Origin of the sequence: Ensifer sp. Root31 (genome assembly GCF_001424825.1) — a bacterium.
GTDB classification, from domain to species: Bacteria; Pseudomonadota; Alphaproteobacteria; order Rhizobiales; family Rhizobiaceae; genus Ensifer; species Ensifer canadensis.
Window position 1 is genome coordinate 57805 of record NZ_LMCO01000012.1, and the last position, 20578, is coordinate 78382.

Below are 20578 nucleotides of genomic sequence, written 5' to 3' on the forward strand. Positions count from 1 at the left end.
AGCCTGCACGCGGATAGGTGATCAGCCAGCAGACATGCGGCAAGGCGAACTGCCGCGGCAAAGAGCGCCGGCCTGTCTTCCGCATGTGAAGAGTGACGCAGTCATAACTTCCCGAACGCCACGCCTCTCCAACCCCAGCCGGTCCGATGAGCGGCTTCAATTAGGGGCGTCTTTATTTCGGTGGTATTGAATCGATATTCGTAAACCTTGCCGTAGGATAAATCTTCCTTGAAGGCGAAGGCCATCTCGAAGCTTTTTTCCCACTTTCGACCGCGAAACGCATCAGCGCTCAAAGTAAGCGCGGGCACGCCGGCGCGCCATTCGACGGACCATTCCTGATCGACGGCGCGAACTTCGCAATTGGCAGCATCGAATTTCATCAGCACCTTGAACACCCTTTGCAGCCCAGCTTTGGCAAATAGTTCGTACCAGCGGGCATCAACGATCTTCCATTCGGCGACGAGATCGATGCCTTCCGGCTTGCCGTCACGAATGATGAACGGCGCAGTCTTTCTATTGATGGCGAGAAGATCATTGCGAAGCGCTGTCGTGGACTGGCGGTTCACCCCATCCGGCGCCGGTTTATATCCTGTCAGCCAGTCGAACAATTTCACGGGAGGTTCCTCAATCAGGCACTGTGGACAATCTCTACAGTGAGACACATTAAAAATTGAGATCATTTCCGATCAACTCTGTTTGCCAGGCCCGCTAGGAGAACAGATGAACAAAGTGCACGGCATTTGCACGCCCCCACTAACGAGAAGGCATGATGCAGGGAGTTCGATCTGTCGGCGGCTTGCAACGTTTCATCTCGGTCTTCTCGGCAGACCAGAAACACTCAGCCCCAGCCACCCACATTCATCGGATCCGCACAATGGCGCGCAGTGGAAAGCCGTGACGCGCGCAAGTCATAGACAAACGCTTTGTCGGGCGTTGATGAAACAACGTGACATTGCCGGGGAACGTGCTCCGGCAGGGTTACCTCGTGAACGATCAGGCCACCGAAGATCGGAAAGGAGCTTGACCCCAATGCCCGATTAGAGAAGCGGTCTTTCATCCGATCTCGCTGGCGAAAAACATCTGTGAATGTGGGAAAATGCGCGCATATTAGCCCACGATGACGATATCGTGCGCCGCAGGAGCGTTCACCGCTGTGGATCGAAAGCTTGCAGCCATCCTTTCAGCCGATGTTGCCGGCTTCAGCCGCCTCACGGCGCTGGACGAGGAGGGTACAGTTCGCGCACTCGATCTATGCCGCGGTCGAATTGACGAAACGGTTAGCGAGCATGGTGGCCGTATCTTCGGTAGCGCAGGCGACGGCCTTGTCGCCGAGTTCCCAAGCGCTGTTCAGGCCGTCCGGTGCTCAGTAGAAATCCAGCGCCGTCTCTTCAATCTCTCAGAGGCCCTCCCACCCGATCGCCGCTTGGAATTCCGCATCGGCGTCAATCTGGGTGACGTCGTTGTGTCGGGAGACGATCTGCTCGGTGACGGCGTCAATATCGCGGCACGCGTGCAGGAGATCGCCGCTCCGTCAGGCATCTGCATTTCCGCATCGGTGCGCGAACATCTTGACGGCAAGGTACCGTTCGCGCTGACCAGCCTCGGCGAGCGGAGCTTGAAGAATATCCCCCGGCCAATCTTCGTCTACCGCGTCGATTGGCAGCAAGATATGCCTGTCGGAGGCAGCATCGCGTCCGCGCCATTACTTGCGCCCCGACGTGGCAAGGACCAGCCGTCAATCGTCGTCATGCCCTTCGACAACCTCAGCGGCCAAGGCGACGAATACTTCGTAGACGGCGTTGTAGAGGAGATCACCGCTGCGCTCTCGCGCGTTCGGGATTTCTTTGTAATCGCGCGACAGTCCGCATTCACCTACAAGGGACGCTTCGTCGACGTGCGTGAAGTCGGCAGGGAACTCGGCGTCAATTATGTGGTCGAAGGCACCGTTCGCCGGGGCGGCGACCGACTGCGCATTTCCGTGCAACTGGTCGACGCGGAGACAAGGACCCAATCCTGGTCCGATCGTTACGAGGGCGCAATCGAAGATATTTTCGAGTTCCAGGATCGGATCGCGGCGCAGGTGGCAGGCGCCATTCATCCGGTCATCCGCAATGCAGAGATCGAGCTGGCCAAGCGCAAGCCGCCGACCAGCCTGCGGGCCTATGATCTCGTTATGCGCGCCTACCCGTACCTTTGGGGCCGCCGCAAGGATACCAACAACCAGGCGATTGAACTGCTTCAGCAAGCGATCGCCGTCGATCGGAGCTATAGTCGCGCGCATGCACTTTTGGCGTGGTGCCACGCCTCAAACGCCTCCTACCTATGGACAGAACAACCGAAACCTGAGCTGGAAAAGGCGCGCGCAGCGGTCGAAGCTGCAGGCTCGATCAGCGATGATCCAACCGCGCTGACTGCCGCCGGCGCGGCAATGAGCATCTGCGGCGACCAGCAGCGCGCCACCATCTTTATCGAAAAGGCCCTTGCGCTTGATCCAAACAATGCCTGGGCATGGGCGCGCCTGGGCTGGATCGCGATTTACAAGGGCGAAGCCACTCGCGCGCCGGAGCGCTTCCAGCGTGGGATGACCCTGAGCCCAAGAGATCCGCTCACATTCAACATGAGATTAGGGATGGCCTTTTCTTTGGCCATGGAAGGATCTCTTTCACAGGCCATCGCGATAGCCCAGGAGGTCATCAACAGCTATCCTGACGTGACCTGGTCCTATCGCCATCTCGCCGCCTGGTCGGCAATGAGCGGAGACCTGGAGACCGCCCGATGGGCCGCGCAGAAGCTATTGGCGGCCGAGCCAGGCTTTACAATCGAGGGGTATCGAGCGCTGCCCTGGTTTCAAAACATACCGCATTGGGAAGAGCAGATGGCCGAGGGTTTGCGGCAAGCAGGTTTGCCCGAACGCTGATTGCCGTTCGAGGACATGCGAGGTCCGTTCTCGGCCGTGGATTTGCTCTTTTGGCGAGCCGGCCAATCCAATGTCTTGGAAGGGGCGAGAGCGGCTAAGGTCTGGTTCTGGCGCGTTTGAGGCCACGAGCGCATCAGCCGCTCAGCATGACTGCTGCGTCTATCCTTAAATCCTATTCGATTTAAGGATCAAAACATGCAGCAATTCAAAGTTCTACAGCGACCTTTGTGCGTCTAATAAGTGCGCGGCGCTGTAGCACCATTCAGCATCTAGTTCCGCGCGTTGACAGGCGTGTGCAGTGAAGCCCCCGTCTTTTCGGCCGCTGCTCGCAGACGCTTGTCTCTGGTCCATAAGGCCGCTCGCTGATCAAGGAGAACCGAGGCCAGCAAGTGGGCATCAGTCTAGCCAATGCTCATGCTGAAAACGCCGTGGCGATCGATCATCGTCATGACTTCGTCGTGTGTTGCGACGAACGCTTCGCGCTGAGCGGCCAGGAAAGCTATCACGCTCCCGCGATCCCGAAGGCTGCCAAGCGCCAGTTCGCCAATCACAGCCGGATGGCAGAGTAGGCAATCGTCCTCAATAATCCTACGCAGCCCTGCATCGACATGGCGGAAATGATCAATCCAGATAGAAGTGTCTGCAAGTATCACTTGGCCGCTGTGCTCCGGCGGCGTGGGGCTGCCTCCGCATCGGGCATAGTTCCTCCGAGCGCGATGAGGCGTTTTCCCGACTCCACACGAACAAGGGTCTCCAACGCTTGGCGGACTAAAGCGGCGGTTTCTTTTGTACCCGTTAGAGATCTGGCTCTTTCCATGAGAGCGTCGTCGAGGTTGAAAGTCGATCGCATTATCTGGTTTCCTAATTCGGGCATTTGGTGCTGGATCTACGCCTGGTTCCACTCTGATACGCCCGGCGCAGGCCATCAACTTAGCTCACGCGCGCAGGAGACCCACGGCCGCCAACGCGCAGTAGCTTGCACGCATTTTTGGGGTCCACCCACCTTCGTCGCTGAGGAGGTATGTAGCATACGGCGTTCACGGGCGGTGTGCGGTGTCGGAAACCCCGAATTCAGCTTCGACATCTCTCGCACTTGGCACTGGCAGTCCGACCCGTCGAAGCGCTGCGATGATGCGCATGCTGTCCTTCTGCGGCAGGTTTCTCTTCCGGTTCTCGGCCACGATGTTGGGCAGATAGTCGGGGCGCATGTTCATGAACACCTCGCCCTCACGCTTTGCGTCTGCCAACAGCCCGGCCTCAGAGTAGATGACCGCCGCAACGCCATGGAAGAGCGGAAATTTCTTCAGGTCAGCCTTGCGGATCAGCCGCACCGCCTTCTCATGATCCTGGAGCATGCAGGCGATCAGAGCGCGCGTCCCGAAGTAATATCCGGCTCCGCCTGGATTGAGCTTGATCGCACGATCCAGCAGTTCCGCACCACGCTCCCATTGCCCCGAGAACGCGACGCGCGTTCCGAGCTCTCCAAGGAACTCCGTGTCGTTCGGGTTGGCGGCGAGCGCCTCCTCGCCGACCTCGAACGCCTCCTTCGGCTCGTTGTTGAAGAAGAGGGCCGTCATGAGCGCCTGCAGGGCGCGCGTGTTGTCAGGTTCGAGTGAGACCGCCCGCCGCGCCGAACCGAGCGCGCGCTCCATCGCGGGAACCTTGTCACTCTGCGGGTTGAACTGGAATCTGCCCTCGTCGAGTTGGACAATCGAGAGCATCGACCAAGCTGTGGCGTAGGCCGGGAAACGCGCCACGGCGCTCTCTAGGCAGTCGCGCGCAGCCAGGTGTTCTTCCGGGGCAAGCTTCTCGCGGTAGGCGTAGAAACGCAGCATACAGTCATGGACGCCCACATCGTCCGGCGGCGGGTTCGCCGCCAATGATTTCGCGATGATGCCGTAAGGCTGGGCTATGGCCGTAGCCACCTTGCTGGCGACATCGGACTGGATGGCGAAGAGTTCGTGGGTGTCCAGATCCTCGTCGTAGTCCTGCGACCACAGGATCGATCCGTTGGAGGTTTCGACCAGGCGCACTGTTACGCGAACCTTGTCCCCCGCAACACGGACCCCACCTGCGAGAAGGTAGTGCGCGCCCAGTCCATCGCGAACCTTCGATGTCTCGATATCGGGAGGCAGTGTCTTCGATGTCTCGCGGCCGAAGACCACAATCTCCTTGAAGCGGGGAAGGGCGGTGAGAAGCTCCTCGGTCAGCCCGACGGCATAGCGTGCAGCCTGCGGGCCATCGCCCAGGTCCGCGAAGGGTGCGATCACGAGTGTCGGCTCGTCCGGAATCTGCCCGACGGAACGACTGGAGGCTGCCCCCGTCAGACCGCCTGCGTAATAGCCAAGTCCCGCGCAAACGAATGCTACAAACACGGCCAGCACGGGCCAGCCGAGATGTCGCCATGTGAAGGCCCGGCGTCCGCCGCCGTCTTCGCTCAGTTCATCGTCGGCCGCCTCTGCCGGCGCCGGCGCGTCATTCCATGTAAAGGTTGGCACGTAGCCACCCTTGGGGATGTCAATGCGGATCGGATCGTGTTGGCCTGCAGTAAGATAGTAGCGTTCGATGACCCGGCGCAAACGTCCGGCCTCGATCCGCACGATGGGATCGTCCTGAGAGAAGTCCGCGCTGCGGTTGAACACCTCGATGGCAACCGAATACGCCTTGAGACGGTGCGCCCGGCCTGCAAGCGCTTCCTCGGTAACATACTTCAGGAAGGCAGCGCCGCGTCCACCACTAGGAAATTCGCGGCTGGAGAGAATCCGCACAAGTTGCGCCCTGACCTCCTCATGGGTCGGATAGGGGCGCTCTGCCCGATCAACCGGCGACGACACCGAGGTCTGCATGCATTCTCCTCACCGGTCACAGAACGCGAGCAGTTTTTGCTTGTATTGGAATCCCTTATGCAACCTACCTCCCGAAGGGCATCTCGTCCACACTTGAAAGAGGTTTCGCAGCCGTAAAGTGTGGCGCTGTCGAGACAGAACCACCGGGAGAAATATAGGGTGGTGAACAGTGTACGATATTGCACATCCTCTCGCTCCGCAGCCAACCACAGCACGGCGAGCTTCGGCCGGAGTCGGCATGGTGCGGTCGCCATCATCGGTAGGGCCGCAGCCGTGGCGGTGTTCTGAACGTGCTTAACGAGCTTCATGAGTTCCGTCCTGGTTGAGGGCGTAGGCGAAACTTCGCCTGGCCGACTCCTGACAGGGCGCATCACGCGACATCGTCGCGATTTCCTCGGCATGTTGCTGTAGGTTACGGTGTGGCGGCGGCGGCCGGGGAGGGCACTCCGACGCGGATTGCCTTCGAGAAGTCGGGCGACAATCCATCCGCCCGCGCCCGCTCATCGATTTTGGAAATCTCTCGCAACTGGGCAAGCGGCATCGACGTGTCGATGGCTCCCCGGTCATAGGCGTAGTCGGGAAGATAACCGTTGACGATCAGCCGCCAGTCGAACGGGACCTTGTCTCCGGCGACTCGCATCAGCTTGGCGACGGTCGTCGTGCAGTTCGTCGTGATCGAATTGTAGAACTGCGGAGTTCGGGCGAGAGCGTTGGCCTCGGCCACGTATTCGAGTAGCAGATTTCGTGCCTGCTCTGGACTGGCCCTCAGCCGATAGACTTGGACGTCCTCGCCACGCACGTTGGAGCGGACGCCGACAACGTCGCGTTCGTCCGCGGCAAGGATCACCAGAGGGTCGTTCTTGAAGAGATCGGCAAGAGGAGAAAACGCGCCACCGACCTTGTGGCGTACCTCGATCGACCAGGCGAGTTGCTCTCCGTCTTCGAAGCCGAAGCTGAAGATGACATGTGCGATCTTCGGCCCCGCCCAGTATGACATGAACAGGTCGACGGTCTTCACTTTGCTCACATCGTAGGTCCGTGTCGTCCAGCGCTCCGTGAAGTCGGAATTGCTTCGCCACCCGAAGTCCCGGACATCAGTCAAGGTCAGCGAATTTCCGTCAATGCTACCCGTGACCTGCCGGGCGACATCCGGTGCCCATGCTGCGTTCGCTTCCGGCTTGATCGAGCTCCACCAGAAGAGAACAAGGGCGAAGACGCCAGCGAACGAAAGGATGGCCCTCACGCGCAGCCGGCTGGCAAGCGCCGCTACAGTGAAGAGACCGAAGACGAGGAAGACGCCAGCGCCAATTGCCCGTCCGGCATCAGGCAGGGAAAGGCGAAACCAGAGGGCCAGGGAACCCCAGGCTGTCAAAGCCGCCACGATCAGCGCGATCGCGAAGATGAGGATGATCGCCATCAAACGAGGCATGTTGTTCCTTTTCTGTAGCCGCTGCTGTGCCGCGTTGATGCGGAGATCGCGCGTTCAACGGGCGGCAGGGAATGGCACGACCTTGTCAAGATCCAGCATGGTGTGGATTTCCTTGCCAAGGCCATCTATGAGTTCAAGCGCCTCGGCGTACCGCTCGTCTCGCTCCGGAGCCGTGGACGACTCCCAGTCCCGCACGAGTTGGTCCGCGATGGAAAAATCGTTGCACAGTTCTCGAAAGCTTTCATTGCGGGAGGCAAGCGCGTCGATCTCGCGCGCCTGCCCGGGAAATCTGCGCTTGGCGAACGCCGTATCGTATTCCATTGCATCGCCCCCGGACAGGCGACGTGAGGGGTTCCCTCACATCCGCGCAGTCGTCATGAAGATGGCACAGAATCCGGACGACGCCATGTAGGTTACCGTAACATACGGCGAGTTTCTTGCGGTTGGCAGCGGATGTGTGGTCCAAATCGGACATCGGCCCTTGGTGGGCCCAGCCATGCGAGGACGTTGCCGTGAAACCCATCCTGATCTCCGTCACAGCGCTACTAATGTCGACCGGACTGGCGAGCGCAGCCGACCCGATCGTCGGAAACTGGAAGACGACGCTCGGCGACACCGCCGCGATCGAGCCGTGCGGCGGCGGCTTCTGCATTACGCTGAAGAGCGGCAAACATGCAGGCGAGAAGATCGGCACGTTTGAAGGAGATAGCGGCAGCTATTCTGGCAAGATCACCGATCCTGACGCGAAGAAGACCTACAACGGAACCATCAGCGTCTCTGGCGACACGGTCACCCTCAAGGGCTGCGTGATGAAGATAGTCTGCGAGTCGCAGAAATGGTCACGCCTTTAGTCCGCGGGACCAGATGATACGGTAACATACCGGCGTTTCTGTCGGGACCTGCGGTTCTCGCACCGGGATTAAATTCCGGTGATCGGCCGGGCAAGTGGATCTGGCACAGCGGCTTGACAGGGCCTCGAAAGGGATATCTCGCGCTACAGCGCCGCGCGCCCTATTAGACGCGAAAAGGTCGCTGTCGCACTTTGACTTGCTGCATGCAGCTCTCGCAGCGGCAGCTCCTTCGGCTGCGGCCGCCATCTCGGGGCCGGGACCGACCGTCATTGACAACGTCTGGAATAGGTCACGTTAGACGGGGCCGGCGGGCATGGCGACATCGGCGTGCGCGGCCTCCGCGTCAGGCGCGGTTGAGATCTCGCCTCTGGACGTGGTCGAGGATCAGGACGGTGCGATTGCGGGATCCTTTCAAGCGGTCGGTCGAATTTAATCTGATGCTGAGCGTAGCGCTGCAAGTCCGGCGGGTCCAAGAACGTCTTCACTGCGTGTGGAGCGGCGAAAGTTGTCGAAGTAGAGCGACCATTCGCCTTGGGCTGCCGAGCGGTACGGGCCGAACTTGAAATACTGCCGAGAGCCAAGCCCATGTTCTTCATGCCCGATATGGCCTCGGACCGTCACGATCCAGCGGTCGTTGGCGAAGAGTTCGATATGCCCTGTTCCATCCGGTCCCGGCTGGGTCATCACTGCAAAGTCAATCCATCCACTATGCGGCGTCGGCAGCTCATTACCCCGGTGGATGACGGTGATGCGATCCGTGTAGGCGGTGAACAGGCGCCCGTCCTGTGGCTTCCAGCCAGGATCGGTGGCAACCAGCGCACGCATCTGCCGCTTTTCCGGCCGCAGAAAAACCGGCGTGAGGGCCGATGCGTCGGTCGACAAAGAAGAGCGCCGACAGATCACCGGAAAAGTGGTCTCAACGGTCGCAAACAGTCGGCCGCGAACGAGACGAAGCGCCAGGAACGGACTGAAGTCACCCCTCGCCTCCGGACCGATCTCGCGCTTCCATTGGGCGATCACATGGCGGTGGTCCCCTTGCGGGATGGGATCGGCAAACCTGACGGAAAAGCCGTACCAGACCGCCTTGTCATATGGTACGCGCAGTGTCGTGCGTTCCCACACTTCCGCCCGCTCGCTTCGATCGTCTTCGCCCTCCCAGAGCGGTCGGACGCTTAGCTTCAACGCGCCGGCACTACGAAAGGTGACGTCGCGCTGAAATTCGACTGAGCCTGCACGTTGCTCGACATTGTCGCGGTAATAGAGCCCACCCATAGGCGAGAAGTTGTCGCCTTCGAAGCCGTCAACAAGGTTGGCTTCCCAGGACAACGGCGTCGCGGCGTCGCCATTCCCGTCAGGTGCGTTGCCAGCGGTATCCAATTCGACCTCCTCCATACCATCCATACTCGCAAGGCATTTCGTGCTTAAAGCTCCGTTCCTATCTTGCGACAGTCCATTGCGAGCCTCCGGTCAGCGATGTGGTCGTTGCACCGGGTTAGGTAGCAGCCGTTGTTTGACTTCAATCGACCGGCCCCACCGCAGACGTCACACGTGTGGTAGGATCGCTCCGCAATCTCGCGGTAGATCACACCAAGCGCGGCGGCTACTTCTGCCGACGGCCGATAGCCATTCGTCGGACTGAGATAGCAACGGAGACCACCCCATTTTTCCTCTATTTGCCGAATGTAGAGCTTGGAAAGCAGCCCGTGTTTGGCGAGGAAGACTTCGACACGCCGTACATACTCTTCGATTAATTCGTTCCAGCCCGTGTTCGCCGTTAGGAAAAGGGACCAAGCCTCCTCGCTCGTGCTTGGATCGAAGAGGCCGGCATAAGTTTGGCGAAGGTACACGAGGAACTCCGCATGTGTCATGCAGCGGCTCCTTTCGTATGAACCCGGGTTGGGAGGGACGGTCAGCTGCTGAGACATCCCGACAACCTCACCTCGCATAATATTCATGACGATCCCTCCAAAAAGATCCAATTTTGTCACGAAATGAAACTAACTCAGTCGATGTTGCCCACGAGGTGACGGCCGCCACAAGTTTGGTCGTAAACGCCCACAGCATCGCCACGCGATGGCGCGGCGATGCTGGTTCTGACGCAACCGGCAGGGACAGCGAGACCCCTGACTACAGGATGAAAAACCAATCACTCATGTTACTTCACGAGACCGAGGTTCACGAGCTGAACGCGTCGATTGTCGGCAGCCTTCGGGTTCGCCGGATCTACTGGCCATTCCTCGCCGACGCCGATCGCGAACAGACGGTCCGGCGCGACAGCGAATGTCGTCGATAGGGCCTCCGTAATCGCATTCGCCCGCTTCTGGCTGAGATCCAGATTGTGCTTGGCATCGCCCGTTGAGCTCGTGTGTCCGACGACAAGGAATTTGTAGCGCCGCAGGTTCGGATGATGCAGGGCGTCGGCGATCAGGCCGACGGTACGATAGGATTTCGGTTCGATGGCGACGGAATCGTTCTCGAAGTCGATCTCGACGATGAGCTGCGACAGCTGCGAAAGTTTCTGCCAGTTAGGAAGCGCGGCGACGCCCTTGCCTGCACTCGCAGCCGCTTCTTCCACAAGCAACGCGATGTCTACGGCGGGAGCGGCTCCCGCCAGTCTGTCGAGCGTGCGCACGACCTGCGGGCCGCTCAGGTCCTGCGAGAATGGGTGGCCGGGTGCCAACAGCAGTCCGGCGGCAAACATCGTTGCAAGTCGAAAGCTCTTCATGATTCTGTGTCCCTTCAACATTGTTCACCGCCATCCGGCATCGGTGATAGCCTGGCCGCACTGGCCTTCCTTCACGCGTGTCGCCTTGTTCAGGCAGGCAAGAATGTTGCCCTCGCCTTTCACGTCGCCGCAGTACTGAGCGACGTAATGCTTGCAGATCGTCGTGAACGACTGCTGGGCGGCAAGGCGCTGCTCGATCGAGGCAGTGACGCCCGCCAGTGTTGCCGTGCAGGTGGGCGAGACCTTCGCGGCATGCTCCACCAAGCAGTTCTGGATGCGGCCGTTTCCGAGATTCAGGCCCTTGCAGAACTTCTTGATGTCGGATCCGCAGTCGCTGGCGAGCGTGCTCACCGCATCGGCGAAGCTGATGGTGTCGGCACGGGCCGCGCCCGTCAGCGCGAGGAACGCGACCAGCGCCCCTCCTAACAGTCTGGTTCTCATCGACATGCTACCCCCATAGTGAACGGTTGATCGCCGGAGAAACTCCCCGCACACATCTGTTGCGCTATCGGGGGCGCGAGGGGAAGTATGTTACGGTTACATTGATCGTAGGATACGGCTTCAACGAGCCCCAACCGAGCTCCGGCTAGAACGTCACGGCCAGTTCGCGTGAATGTCCACGAACCATTTGTCGTTGATGCCACCATGCATGGCAACGAGACGACCGGCTCGACCGAGCGCGCCAACCGCTACGGTCGAACGCCCGGGAACAACCCTGAAATGCGCACGAAATCGAATTGCGTGGGCTGCTGAAGACTTGGTCGCCGGAGCGCCACCGGAACGCAAATGGTTCGTGACACTTGGCGCGGCTTTCAAAGCGGTCTCGGGTGGTCGTTGAGCAGTGCTCAGACGGAACTGAGTTCGCCCGTGACGTCATCAACGTCATTCGCCGCAGCTCCGGATCCGGAGCTGGTCGCTGGACGGCCCATCGACATACCCGGTCGCGACATGCCCGCGATCTTAATTTTGCTGCAATGCAACACAAACATTAGCGCTTACTGTTTGGCCGGGACTGTGGGGTCAAGAACAAGGTTTTGTCACCAAAACCTCGTCGCCATTTAAGGATATCAGATGTTCGACACACCCAAATCCAAATCGAACGACCTGGAAACCATAGCCCGCAGCGGCGGGGCGTTCCGCCGCATGGCTGCACGCGTACCAACCTATCTAACGGACGTGCGGGAGAATCCCGCCTGGCTGCCGATGTTCCTGCTGGCGCGGACAATGCCGTTCCGCAAGGCCCACTGGCTGACCGCCAAACCCGTGCGCTCCACTGACGACGCTACGCCTTCGATGTTCGGCAACCTTCAGGCGGAGGCAATCGCGACCGAACTCAGGCGAACCGGCATCTTTGCCGGTCTGACGCTGCCTGCGCCGATCCGCGAGGAAATCGCCCGGTTCGGCCGCGAAACGCCGTGTTTTGGCAACTTCGAGCGCAAGGTGGAGTTTCTCGCCGATGAGCACGCGGACGCCGAGCGGCGTTTTGGCCGCACGATACTGAGCGGCCATCATTTCGAGCGGGTTCTGCAGTGCGATGCCGCTTTGGCCGTGCAGCGGGACCCATTACTCCTCAACGTCGCAAGGCACTATCTCGGCGGCCAAGCCAAACTCATCACGACGCGAACTTGGTGGAGCTTTCCGACGAAGTCTGCTTCAGAGGCCGATCTCAGCCGCGCCTCGTTCAAGTTCCATTTCGATCTCGACGATTGGCGGATGTTGAAGTTCTTCTTCTACCTCACCGACGTCGATGCGGACGCCGGGCCGCATGTTTATGTGCGGGGCAGCCACAACCGCCGACGTGTCAAGCATCAACTGACGCTACTTGTCGGGCATCCGGCAGATGAGGTGCTGGGCTTCTACGGTGAGGACAGTGCCATTACCATGATCGGAAACGCGGGTACGGGTTTTGTGGAGGATCCTTTTGGCTTTCATATGGGAACATTGGCAAAACAGTCGCCGCGCCTGATGATGGAAGTTGGATTCGGCGTGTCAAAGCCGTCAAACCGCCGCTATCATGGTGAACCCGTCGTGCGGTGAACGAAGACGCCAGATTGGTTACGGTTGGCGCACTCCTGCCGGACCTTCGTCTCGTTCTGGCTCCTAAGAGAAACGACTGTCCAAGCTAGATTGGGAAGCTGTCAGGCAACCTCGAGGTGAGAGCCTATCGCCCCATGCGAGATCGCGGGCGCCTGCTTTTGCACGTGGGATGCGTTAAGTCGGCGCGCCACTATGTCGTGGTTGAGCCACTGGACGGGACCGGAGGGATCCGAGGTTTCGCCAAAAATCAGCTGCCCGGTCGCCTCCACCACGAGGGCACTCAGGTGGTCGCTGATCATCGCCTTGCCGTCCCGATGCATCTGCGTGATCTCGTTGGACGTGCCGATGGTCAGATCGGATTGTGCCTGGCTGTTTGCCATGGGCCACGCCGAGAAATCATAGAACGGACGCATGACCTCGTTGGCCTGCATATCGGTAATTTTCTGGATGACATCCGTCATCGTGAAGCCGTCTGCCAGAAGCCGCTCACATGCCTGCCACTGTTCTTCGGCCCATTGACCGCCGTTTTCCTTCTTCAAGGCGAGCAGCAGCGGTATCAGGGGAAGCTCGATACCCGTGAAGACGTCGGAGGAATTGGTCCGGATTTCAGGGCAGTTATAAACGGTTGCCTTGATACCCGCCGCCCAGGCTTCCTGCGCGATGCCTTCGAGCCGCATCTTGGCGTAGCCTTGCGTGTAGTTGGTGTAAGTCTGCCAGCGATAGCTGCCGTCGATCAGGACTGCCGTTCCATGGTAGCCGTAGGCCGTGTACCGGACCTGACCGCCCGATGCCTCCACACGTGCGCGGATCGCCGCGCTGAAGTCGATGAGGTGCCGAAAGGTGATCGCGGAGACTTCGTCGAAATTCTGCAGGATGAGCTTGCCCATATCGCTATCAAGCAGGGCTTGCGATGACATGTGGCGGGGACCACGCCCCTTGTAGACCCGATTGGCAACGACCAGGAATACCTTCGCCTTCGGGATGCCTCCGGCCATCGTGTGGGCGAAAATGACATTGCGGCCGTCGGCAATCATTCCGTCGAGAACGGCCATGACCTGTGAAAGCGAATTCGTGAAGCGCGAAGTGGCAATGTCCCGGCACTGCTGGATGTAGTCCCAGTCGAGCCTGTCCTGTTCCCAGCTCTCCAGCGTCATATTGGCCAGGAGATCAGTCGGAGTGGGGCCACCTGCCGGAGCGTCGAGATCGAAGCCGGCCATAAGGGGGATGTTGATGATCCTGCCGCCCAGTCGCTCTTCGGCGGCAGAGAGTTCCTCGGCGTCCAGAGGTCGCAGTGCGTTGTTCTCGTCGCGGCGCCCGACCGTGATTCCCACGATCTGCATGCCTGCCTGTCGGGCTTGGTCGAGCAAGCCAGTTGCGTATCCGCGGCCGAACAGTTCGCCGAAAAGGACGAAAACATCACCTTTGCGAAAGACGTTGTTCTCGGCAAGGCGATTCAATGCGATCGGGTTTTCCATACTGTCAGCTCTTTGGTCCGTTCGTCGTCGAGCGGTGAGTCGGACGACCTTCAATCGTTACATGACCGGACTGATCCGTAATGGGAAGTCATATTAAGTGACCGTTCATTTCAAAACGTGATGTGCCGCCGGGATCGCTGGGCGTGGAGCTTCGGCATCCAAGGAGGTCCGGCAACGGTTTGGGAACCTGTGATTGCCTGTTGTCGCCAGCCGGTGACCGGCCTAGCAGCTTCCTTTCACGTGGCGGCATCCATTTGCCTTTGCCTGTTCAGTCCAGCCTCGCGCACGATGTCGGCGATCCGAGCGAACTGCGTCGACAGTGGATTGGTCTTTCGCCAGACCATCCCGATCCTTCGGGTCGGGCGGGGGCCGGCAAGCCGGGACACGCAGACCGATGAGGACCGCGTTTCGGTCTCTATGGCCATCTGCGGGATAAGCGTTACACCTATGCCCGCGCCGACCATCTGCACGAGTGTCGAAAGCGAACTCCCCTCCATCACATCGCGCGTCGACGCGGTCGTGATGTTGCAGACGGACAGGGCCTGGTCGCGGAAGCAATGTCCCTCCTCCAGCAGGAGCAGGCGCATTTCATGCAGTCTTTCCGAAGCCGGCACTGGCTTGCCCGCATCCTCCAGGGGCCGTACCAGCACGAATTCCTCGTCAAAGAGCGGGATTTCCTCCAGGGCTGGCTCCGAAATCGGTAGCGCGACGATGGCGATGTCCAGTTTCGCCTCCGCCAAGTCCTCGATCAATCTTTGTGTGATCGCCTCGCGCGGCCGCGGATCGAGCCCCGGATAGAGCTGTGCGAGCGACTTTATGATGGTTGGCAAGAGATAGGGCGCGACCGTCGGAATGATTCCAAGACGAAGGCGGCCCGCGAGCGGCCCATGGGCCGCCCGCCCGAGATCTGCCAGTTCGTCGACAGCGCGAAGGATGGCGCGGGTGCGGCCGACGAACTCCTCGCCGAGACCCGTCAGCCGTATGCGGCGCCCGCCTCTTTCCACGAGCGGCGCGCCAAGCAGTTCCTCCAGTTCCCTTATCTGCACGGATAGCGCGGGCTGCGAGATGGCGCAGCTCTCCGCGGCGCGGCCGAAATGGCCGATCCGGGCAAGGGCGTCAAAATAGCGGAGATGTTTCATGGTCAGGCCATTCATAACCTCAGCATATCGCTGCCTTTAGAATATACAATTGGAATTTATGAAGTGGGCTTGTTACTCATTGGCCACTCGGAAGGCACTTCCCGGTGGCGCTGACCCAAGAGGTGTGCCCGCGAAGCCCTTCCAGTGTCCGTAGATTGAAGAAAACCCGTTGGAGGACCAAATGGATACGAAGACAACCACGGCCGGCAAGTGTCCGGTCATGCACGGCGGCGCCACGGCTCTCGGCAACTCCGTCATGGAATGGTGGCCCAACGCACTCAACCTCGACATCCTGCACCAGCATGATAGCAAGACCAATCCGCTGGGCAAGGGGTTTAACTATCGCGAAGAGCTCAAGAAGCTGGACGTGGAAGCGCTGAAGGCGGACCTGCGCGCCCTGATGACGGACAGCCAGGAATGGTGGCCGGCCGACTGGGGTAGCTATGTCGGCATGATGGCGCGCGTCACGTGGCACGCGGCCGGCTCCTACCGCGCCGCCGACGGCCGCGGCGGCGCCAACACCGGCAACCAGCGCTTCGCCCCGCTCAATTCCTGGCCGGACAATGTCAACACCGACAAGGGTCGCCGCCTGCTTTGGCCGATTAAGAAGAAATACGGCAACAAGATTTCCTGGGCCGACCTGATCGCGCTTGCCGGCACCATCGCCTACGATGTTGCCGGCCTGAAGACCTTCGGCTTCGCCTTCGGCCGGGAGGACATCTGGGCGCCGGAAAAGGACGTCTACTGGGGTGACGAGAAGCAGTGGCTCGCCCCGAGCGACGGCCGCTACGGTGACGTCTCCAAGCCAGAGACGCTGGAAAACCCGCTTGCTGCCGTGCAGATGGGCCTCATCTACGTCAACCCGGAAGGCGTGAACGGCAAATCCGATCCGCTGGCGACCGCCGCACAGATGCGCGAGACCTTCGCGCGCATGGGCATGGACGATGAGGAAACCGTGGCCCTCACCGCCGGCGGTCACACCATCGGCAAGTCCCACGGCAACGGGAACCCGGGTGACCTCAGCCCCGATCCGGAAGCCGCAGGCCCGGAATTCCAGGGCCTCGGCTGGATGAACACCAAGGGTCGTGGCATCGGCCGTAACACGGTCGTCTCGGGCATCGAGGGCGCCTGGACCGCCGAGCCGACGAAGTGGGACAACGGCTTCTTCGAGATGCTGTTCAACCATGAATGGACGCTGACGCACAGCCCTGCGGGCGCCTCTCAATGGGCGCCGATCACCATCGCAGAGGAAGACAAGCCAGTCGACGTCGAGGATCCCTCGATCCGCACCATTCCGATGATGACCGATGCGGATATGGCGCTGAAGGTGGACCCGATCTACCGCGAAATCTCGCTTCGCTTCAGGAATGACTTCACGGCCTTTTCGGATGCCTTCGCCCGCGCCTGGTTCAAGCTGACGCACCGCGACATGGGTCCGAAGTCCCGCTATCTCGGCCCTGATGTGCCGGCCGAAGACCTCGTCTGGCAGGATCCGATCCCGGCCGGCCGCAAGGACTACGATATCGGGGGCGTCAAGGCGAAGATCGCGGCATCAGGTCTTTCCATCGCGGATCTGGTTGCCACGGCATGGGACAGCGCCCGCACCTTCCGCGGTTCGGATTTCCGTGGCGGCGCAAACGGCGCCCGCATCCGCCTTGCCCCGCAGAAGGACTGGGAGGGCAATGAGCCGGCACGTCTGGCCCGTGTTCTTTCCGTTCTCGAACCGATTGCCGCGGCATCGGGTGCCAGCCTTGCCGACGTGATCGTGCTCGCCGGCAACTACGGCGTCGAGCAGGCGGCAAAGGCCGCAGGCTTCGACATCGAAGTGCCCTTCGCCGCAGGGCGTGGCGATGCGACCGCCGAGCAGACGGATGCCGACGGCTTCGCTCCGCTCGAGCCGCTCGCCGACGGCTTCCGCAACTGGCAGAAGAAGGACTATGTGGTGAGCCCGGAAGAGCTGCTGCTCGATCGCGCCCAACTCATGGGCCTGACCGCGCACGAGATGACAGCGCTCGTCGGTGGTCTCCGCGTCATCGGCACGAACCATGCCGGCACCGCACACGGCGTCTTCACGAGCCACGTCGGCGCGTTGACGACGGACTTCTTCGCCACGCTGACCGACATGGGCTATTCCTGGGTTCCGACCGGCAACAACCTGTACGAAATCCGCGACCGAAAGACCGGCGCGACCAAGTACACGGCGACCCGTGCCGACCTCGTCTTCGGCTCGAACTCCGTTCTTCGCGCCTATGCGGAGGTCTATGCCCAGGATGACAACAGGGAGAAGTTCGTCAAGGACTTCGTTGCAGCCTGGACCAAGGTCATGAACGCCGATCGTTTCGATCTGGCTGCATGATCCCTTGGATTTCCCAGTCAACGCCTCCCCGCGGTCAACGGGGGGAGGCTGTTGAATCCGCCGTCTCTGACGATCGGCTCATCCACACTCTCGCAAGCTAGGAACGACTTGCCGGCTTCTTCGCAGGCTTCTCAGGTTTGGCACTCCGGCCTGACGGCATCTTTCCAGCCGCCTCCCGCGCGTGGGCTTCCGGGCCGGCGACGATCGTGCCAGGTTTGGAACTATCCCGGCTAACGTTTTCTTTCGATTTGTGCGCTTCAGCCTCTTTTACCATGGTTGCCGTTCCTCCGTTGCAAGACGCAACCTTAACGGCGCCGCCGCAGTCTGGTTCCGTGCCATCGCAGAAAACGCGGATATTCCTTTAGAGCGTCGATGCAGGAGCTGTCAGCCACATGGCGGTTGGTGCCGAGACTCCCTTTTGTTAGAGCGCAGGCCGTCTCTTGTTGCTGGGGCCCGCAGCAACAGAGCACCAAAAATGGCCGACGAGACCGAACCAAGCAACACGCCAAGCTTCAACTCGTTTTGAAGCGCAATCGCGTCAGGGAATGCGAGTAGTCCGACGAACAGAGACATCGTGAACCCGATACCACAAAGCATCGCTACCCCATAGACCTGTTTCCAGCTCGCGCCGCTAGGCAGTTGCGCCCAGCCCAGGCGGATGACAGCAGCTGACGCCAGAAAAACGCCGAGCTGTTTTCCCGCAAACAAGCCAAGCGCGATGCCAAGCGGAACGGGTTCGGCGAGTGATGAAACCGTGATTCCGTCGAAGGACACCCCGGCGTTTGCGAAACCGAAGAGAGGAACGATCAGGAAGGTGACCCACGGAGCCAACCCATGTTCGGCTTTGTGAAGCGGTGACGACATGTCGTCGGGCTTTGCAGGATCTGAACGCAATGGGATGGTCAGCGCAAGGATTACACCAGCCAGCGTTGCGTGAACACCGGATTGCAGAACGAGGAACCAGAGGACCGCGCCCAGAGCGAAATAGGGGAGCAGGTGCTTCACGTTCGTCCTGTTCAATGCCACGAGTGCGACGGTGACGGCCGCTGCGCCTGCCAGCGCTAGGCCGCTCAGCGAGCTTGTATAGAACAAGGCGATGATCACAACGGCTCCAAGGTCATCGATAATGGCGAGTGCTGTGAGAAAGACCCGGAGAGATATTGGCACCCGCGGACCAAGAAGCGACAGCACCCCAAGGGCGAACGCGATATCCGTCGCAGCAGGGATTGCCCATCCGTTCGGATGTCCGCCCTCAGCTAGGTTGAAGGCAAGATAAATCAATGCCGGACCGACCATGCCGCCGACTGCGGCACTTCCGGGGAGGACGCGGCGCGACCATGTCGATAGTTGTCCGTCAAGTACCTCCCGCTTGATCTCAAGACCGACCATCAGAAAGAAAAACGCCATCAGTCCGTCGTTGATCCAGTGCAGGACAGACAAACCGCCCACGTAGACGTGCAGTGCCTGTTCATAGGACGAGCCGAAAGGCGAATTGGCGACGAGCAGCGCAGCTGCAGCGGCGAGCATTAGGATGATGCCGCCGGAGGCGTTGTTGTCGAGAAAGGCACGGAGGGGTGACGCGGGGCGCTTGGCCGCGAGCGCTGAATTAATCATGGATCAAGCAATTCTCAGTTTGAAGGACGGATGTCCTTCACCTGATCACGTTCTATCGATCGAAGGAAATCGATAGCTACGTTGCCTCTTATAGAGCTAATCTATAAGAGAGGGTATGCCCAGTATCCAACAGCTTCGTTATCTGGTTGCCATTGCCGACACTCTCAACTTTAGTCGGGCTGCCGAGATATGCCATGTCACTCAACCCACCTTGAGCATGCAGCTTCGAGAGCTTGAACTCCGACTCGATGCACATCTGGTCGAGCGTACACGCTCACGCGTCGGCCTTACGCCAACAGGCGAGGAGGTGGTGTGCCGGGCCAGAGAGGTGCTGGCCAAACTCGGGGATATCCGTGAAGTCGCCAGACACGACCAGACTTCCGGCCTCCAGGGCACATTACAGATGGGCGTTGTTCAAACTGTTGGAGCCTACGTTCTGTCTGTTGCCATGCCGTCAATCAAACAGGATTACCCAGGCCTGCGGATTGTGGTGCGGGAGGACCGCCTTGAGAACCTGCCGAAAAAACTATCGGACGGTGCACATGACGTACTGCTTCTTCCATGCGGCGTCGATGAATCCGAGTTTTGTTCCGTTCGCCTGATGCGAGAGCCCCTTCACCTCGTGCTTCCATCCGATCATCCCCTTGCGCAGCAGGAAACGATCGAGCCGGGACAGCTTGCGGGAGAAACTATCCTTTCGATGGAGCACGGCCATAGAATCCACGACCAGATCGCGGCGCTTTGTAGCGATGTGGGCGCGATACATGCGAAAGACTATGCTGGGAACACGCTGGACACGCTGCGCTTGATGGTTGCATGCGGAATGGGGTTGACTCTGCTTCCGGCGCTTTATGTTAGGTCCGATGTCATGCGGGAGACGCTGGTGACAGCGCGACCGCTATCGTCTAGGGCACCCTCGCGCGACATTCATATGGTTTGGCGCAACTCATCTCCACGACAGGCCAGCTACAACGCGCTAGCGGAATTGATAGCAAAGTGCGTCGCTCCATGGGCAGTATCAACGCAGTGAGTTCTATTCGATCCCAAACTTAGTTTGGATTATCGTCGTGACAGCATTTGCTCTTAAAATGTTAACCTTATTTCCGCAGGCTGAGTCCGTTGGCAAACAACCGCAATTGGCGCACTCCTGCCGGACCTGCGTCTCCTTCTGGCGCCAAAGAGAAACCAG

General features: G+C 59.9%; 17 protein-coding genes and 2 pseudogenes. 6 read left to right on the top strand and 13 right to left on the bottom strand.

The window, feature by feature from the left end:
• Positions 1-101: 101 nt before the first annotated feature.
• A complete protein-coding gene (locus tag ASD00_RS12260; RefSeq protein WP_057206755.1) occupies positions 102-614 on the bottom strand; it encodes a hypothetical protein in 513 nt (170 codons plus the stop codon).
• A gap of 143 nt (positions 615-757) precedes the next feature.
• On the opposite strand from ASD00_RS12260, the pseudogene ASD00_RS38660 reads away from it, so the two are divergent.
• Positions 758-909, top strand: a pseudogene (locus tag ASD00_RS38660) (IS6 family transposase); the annotation flags it as partial.
• 208 nt (positions 910-1117) lie between these two features.
• Entirely contained in the window at positions 1118-2917 is a 1800-nt protein-coding gene (locus tag ASD00_RS12265; protein ID WP_057206757.1) for an adenylate/guanylate cyclase domain-containing protein, read from the top strand.
• 269 nt (positions 2918-3186) lie between these two features.
• Here the strand turns inward: ASD00_RS12265 and ASD00_RS38665 are convergent.
• The 5 genes and pseudogenes from ASD00_RS38665 to ASD00_RS12290 all read right to left on the bottom strand — a co-directional run bounded on the left by ASD00_RS38665 (position 3187) and on the right by ASD00_RS12290 (position 7513).
• Positions 3187-3570: pseudogene (locus tag ASD00_RS38665) on the bottom strand (type II toxin-antitoxin system VapC family toxin).
• Complete coding sequence (locus ASD00_RS12275; RefSeq protein WP_057206760.1) at positions 3567-3767, bottom strand: type II toxin-antitoxin system VapB family antitoxin; 201 nt, start codon at positions 3765-3767, stop codon at positions 3567-3569. Before ASD00_RS12275 ends, ASD00_RS38665 begins: the two are co-directional and overlap by 4 nt.
• A 187-nt stretch (positions 3768-3954) precedes the next feature.
• The gene (locus tag ASD00_RS12280) at positions 3955-5763 is read right to left on the bottom strand and encodes a hypothetical protein (RefSeq protein ID WP_057206762.1); all 1809 of its coding nucleotides are present in this window, start codon (positions 5761-5763) and stop codon (positions 3955-3957) included.
• Positions 5764-6175: 412 nt separating this feature from the next.
• Positions 6176-7192, bottom strand: coding sequence for a DUF4105 domain-containing protein (locus ASD00_RS12285; protein ID WP_057206764.1), 1017 nt, complete (start codon positions 7190-7192; stop codon positions 6176-6178).
• Between the two features lie 54 nt (positions 7193-7246).
• A complete protein-coding gene (locus ASD00_RS12290) occupies positions 7247-7513 on the bottom strand; it encodes a hypothetical protein (RefSeq protein WP_057206766.1) in 267 nt (88 codons plus the stop codon).
• Positions 7514-7740: 227 nt separating this feature from the next.
• Between ASD00_RS12290 and ASD00_RS12295 the strand changes: the two genes are divergently transcribed.
• The gene (locus tag ASD00_RS12295; protein WP_057206768.1) at positions 7741-8043 is read left to right on the top strand and encodes a DUF2147 domain-containing protein; all 303 of its coding nucleotides are present in this window, start codon (positions 7741-7743) and stop codon (positions 8041-8043) included.
• A 429-nt stretch (positions 8044-8472) separates the two neighbouring features.
• On the opposite strand, the gene ASD00_RS12300 is transcribed toward ASD00_RS12295, so the two are convergent.
• The 4 genes from ASD00_RS12300 to ASD00_RS12315 form a co-directional block, all read right to left on the bottom strand.
• Positions 8473-9315 (bottom strand): polysaccharide lyase, encoded by an 843-nt coding sequence (locus ASD00_RS12300; RefSeq protein WP_057207303.1) that lies wholly within the window; start codon positions 9313-9315, stop codon positions 8473-8475.
• 149 nt (positions 9316-9464) lie between these two features.
• Positions 9465-9911 carry a hypothetical protein gene (locus ASD00_RS12305; protein WP_156408050.1) on the bottom strand — a complete coding sequence of 149 codons (447 nt, stop codon included), beginning with the start codon at positions 9909-9911 and terminating at the stop codon, positions 9465-9467.
• Between the two features lie 287 nt (positions 9912-10198).
• On the bottom strand, positions 10199-10768 hold the full coding sequence (locus ASD00_RS12310) for an OmpA family protein (RefSeq protein ID WP_057206772.1): 570 nt from the start codon (positions 10766-10768) through the stop codon (positions 10199-10201).
• A 24-nt stretch (positions 10769-10792) separates the two neighbouring features.
• Positions 10793-11215 (bottom strand): cysteine rich repeat-containing protein, encoded by a 423-nt coding sequence (locus ASD00_RS12315; protein ID WP_057206774.1) that lies wholly within the window; start codon positions 11213-11215, stop codon positions 10793-10795.
• Positions 11216-11839: 624 nt separating this feature from the next.
• Between ASD00_RS12315 and ASD00_RS12320 the strand changes: the two genes are divergently transcribed.
• A complete protein-coding gene (locus ASD00_RS12320) occupies positions 11840-12805 on the top strand; it encodes a hypothetical protein (protein WP_025430579.1) in 966 nt (321 codons plus the stop codon).
• A 101-nt stretch (positions 12806-12906) separates the two neighbouring features.
• Here ASD00_RS12320 and ASD00_RS12325 read toward each other — a convergent pair whose 3' ends face one another.
• Together ASD00_RS12325 and ASD00_RS12330 are read right to left on the bottom strand one after the other, a co-directional pair.
• The gene (locus ASD00_RS12325) at positions 12907-14280 is read right to left on the bottom strand and encodes a hypothetical protein (protein ID WP_057206776.1); all 1374 of its coding nucleotides are present in this window, start codon (positions 14278-14280) and stop codon (positions 12907-12909) included.
• Positions 14281-14516: 236 nt separating this feature from the next.
• On the bottom strand, positions 14517-15434 hold the full coding sequence (locus ASD00_RS12330) for a hydrogen peroxide-inducible genes activator (RefSeq protein ID WP_057206778.1): 918 nt from the start codon (positions 15432-15434) through the stop codon (positions 14517-14519).
• A gap of 166 nt (positions 15435-15600) precedes the next feature.
• Between ASD00_RS12330 and katG the strand changes: the two genes are divergently transcribed.
• Entirely contained in the window at positions 15601-17775 is a 2175-nt protein-coding gene (gene katG / locus ASD00_RS12335) for a catalase/peroxidase HPI (protein ID WP_057206780.1), read from the top strand.
• A 384-nt stretch (positions 17776-18159) separates the two neighbouring features.
• Here katG and nhaA read toward each other — a convergent pair whose 3' ends face one another.
• On the bottom strand, positions 18160-19389 hold the full coding sequence (gene nhaA / locus ASD00_RS12340) for a Na+/H+ antiporter NhaA (RefSeq protein WP_057206783.1): 1230 nt from the start codon (positions 19387-19389) through the stop codon (positions 18160-18162).
• Between the two features lie 115 nt (positions 19390-19504).
• Between nhaA and ASD00_RS12345 the strand changes: the two genes are divergently transcribed.
• The gene (locus ASD00_RS12345; protein ID WP_057206785.1) at positions 19505-20419 is read left to right on the top strand and encodes a hydrogen peroxide-inducible genes activator; all 915 of its coding nucleotides are present in this window, start codon (positions 19505-19507) and stop codon (positions 20417-20419) included.
• The last annotated feature ends 159 nt before the right edge of the window (positions 20420-20578 follow it).

Coding starts and splice junctions, on each gene's coding strand:
- ASD00_RS12265 (WP_057206757.1), top strand. CDS start 1,118: ATGACGATATCGTGCGCCGCAGGAGCGTTCACCGCTGTGGATCGAAAG.
- ASD00_RS12275 (WP_057206760.1), bottom strand. CDS start 3,767: ATGCGATCGACTTTCAACCTCGACGACGCTCTCATGGAAAGAGCCAGA.
- ASD00_RS12280 (WP_057206762.1), bottom strand. CDS start 5,763: ATGCAGACCTCGGTGTCGTCGCCGGTTGATCGGGCAGAGCGCCCCTAT.
- ASD00_RS12285 (WP_057206764.1), bottom strand. CDS start 7,192: ATGCCTCGTTTGATGGCGATCATCCTCATCTTCGCGATCGCGCTGATC.
- ASD00_RS12290 (WP_057206766.1), bottom strand. CDS start 7,513: ATGGAATACGATACGGCGTTCGCCAAGCGCAGATTTCCCGGGCAGGCG.
- ASD00_RS12295 (WP_057206768.1), top strand. CDS start 7,741: ATGTCGACCGGACTGGCGAGCGCAGCCGACCCGATCGTCGGAAACTGG.
- ASD00_RS12300 (WP_057207303.1), bottom strand. CDS start 9,315: ATGGGTGGGCTCTATTACCGCGACAATGTCGAGCAACGTGCAGGCTCA.
- ASD00_RS12305 (WP_156408050.1), bottom strand. CDS start 9,911: ATGACACATGCGGAGTTCCTCGTGTACCTTCGCCAAACTTATGCCGGC.
- ASD00_RS12310 (WP_057206772.1), bottom strand. CDS start 10,768: ATGAAGAGCTTTCGACTTGCAACGATGTTTGCCGCCGGACTGCTGTTG.
- ASD00_RS12315 (WP_057206774.1), bottom strand. CDS start 11,215: ATGTCGATGAGAACCAGACTGTTAGGAGGGGCGCTGGTCGCGTTCCTC.
- ASD00_RS12320 (WP_025430579.1), top strand. CDS start 11,840: ATGTTCGACACACCCAAATCCAAATCGAACGACCTGGAAACCATAGCC.
- ASD00_RS12325 (WP_057206776.1), bottom strand. CDS start 14,280: ATGGAAAACCCGATCGCATTGAATCGCCTTGCCGAGAACAACGTCTTT.
- ASD00_RS12330 (WP_057206778.1), bottom strand. CDS start 15,434: ATGAATGGCCTGACCATGAAACATCTCCGCTATTTTGACGCCCTTGCC.
- katG (WP_057206780.1), top strand. CDS start 15,601: ATGGATACGAAGACAACCACGGCCGGCAAGTGTCCGGTCATGCACGGC.
- nhaA (WP_057206783.1), bottom strand. CDS start 19,389: ATGATTAATTCAGCGCTCGCGGCCAAGCGCCCCGCGTCACCCCTCCGT.
- ASD00_RS12345 (WP_057206785.1), top strand. CDS start 19,505: ATGCCCAGTATCCAACAGCTTCGTTATCTGGTTGCCATTGCCGACACT.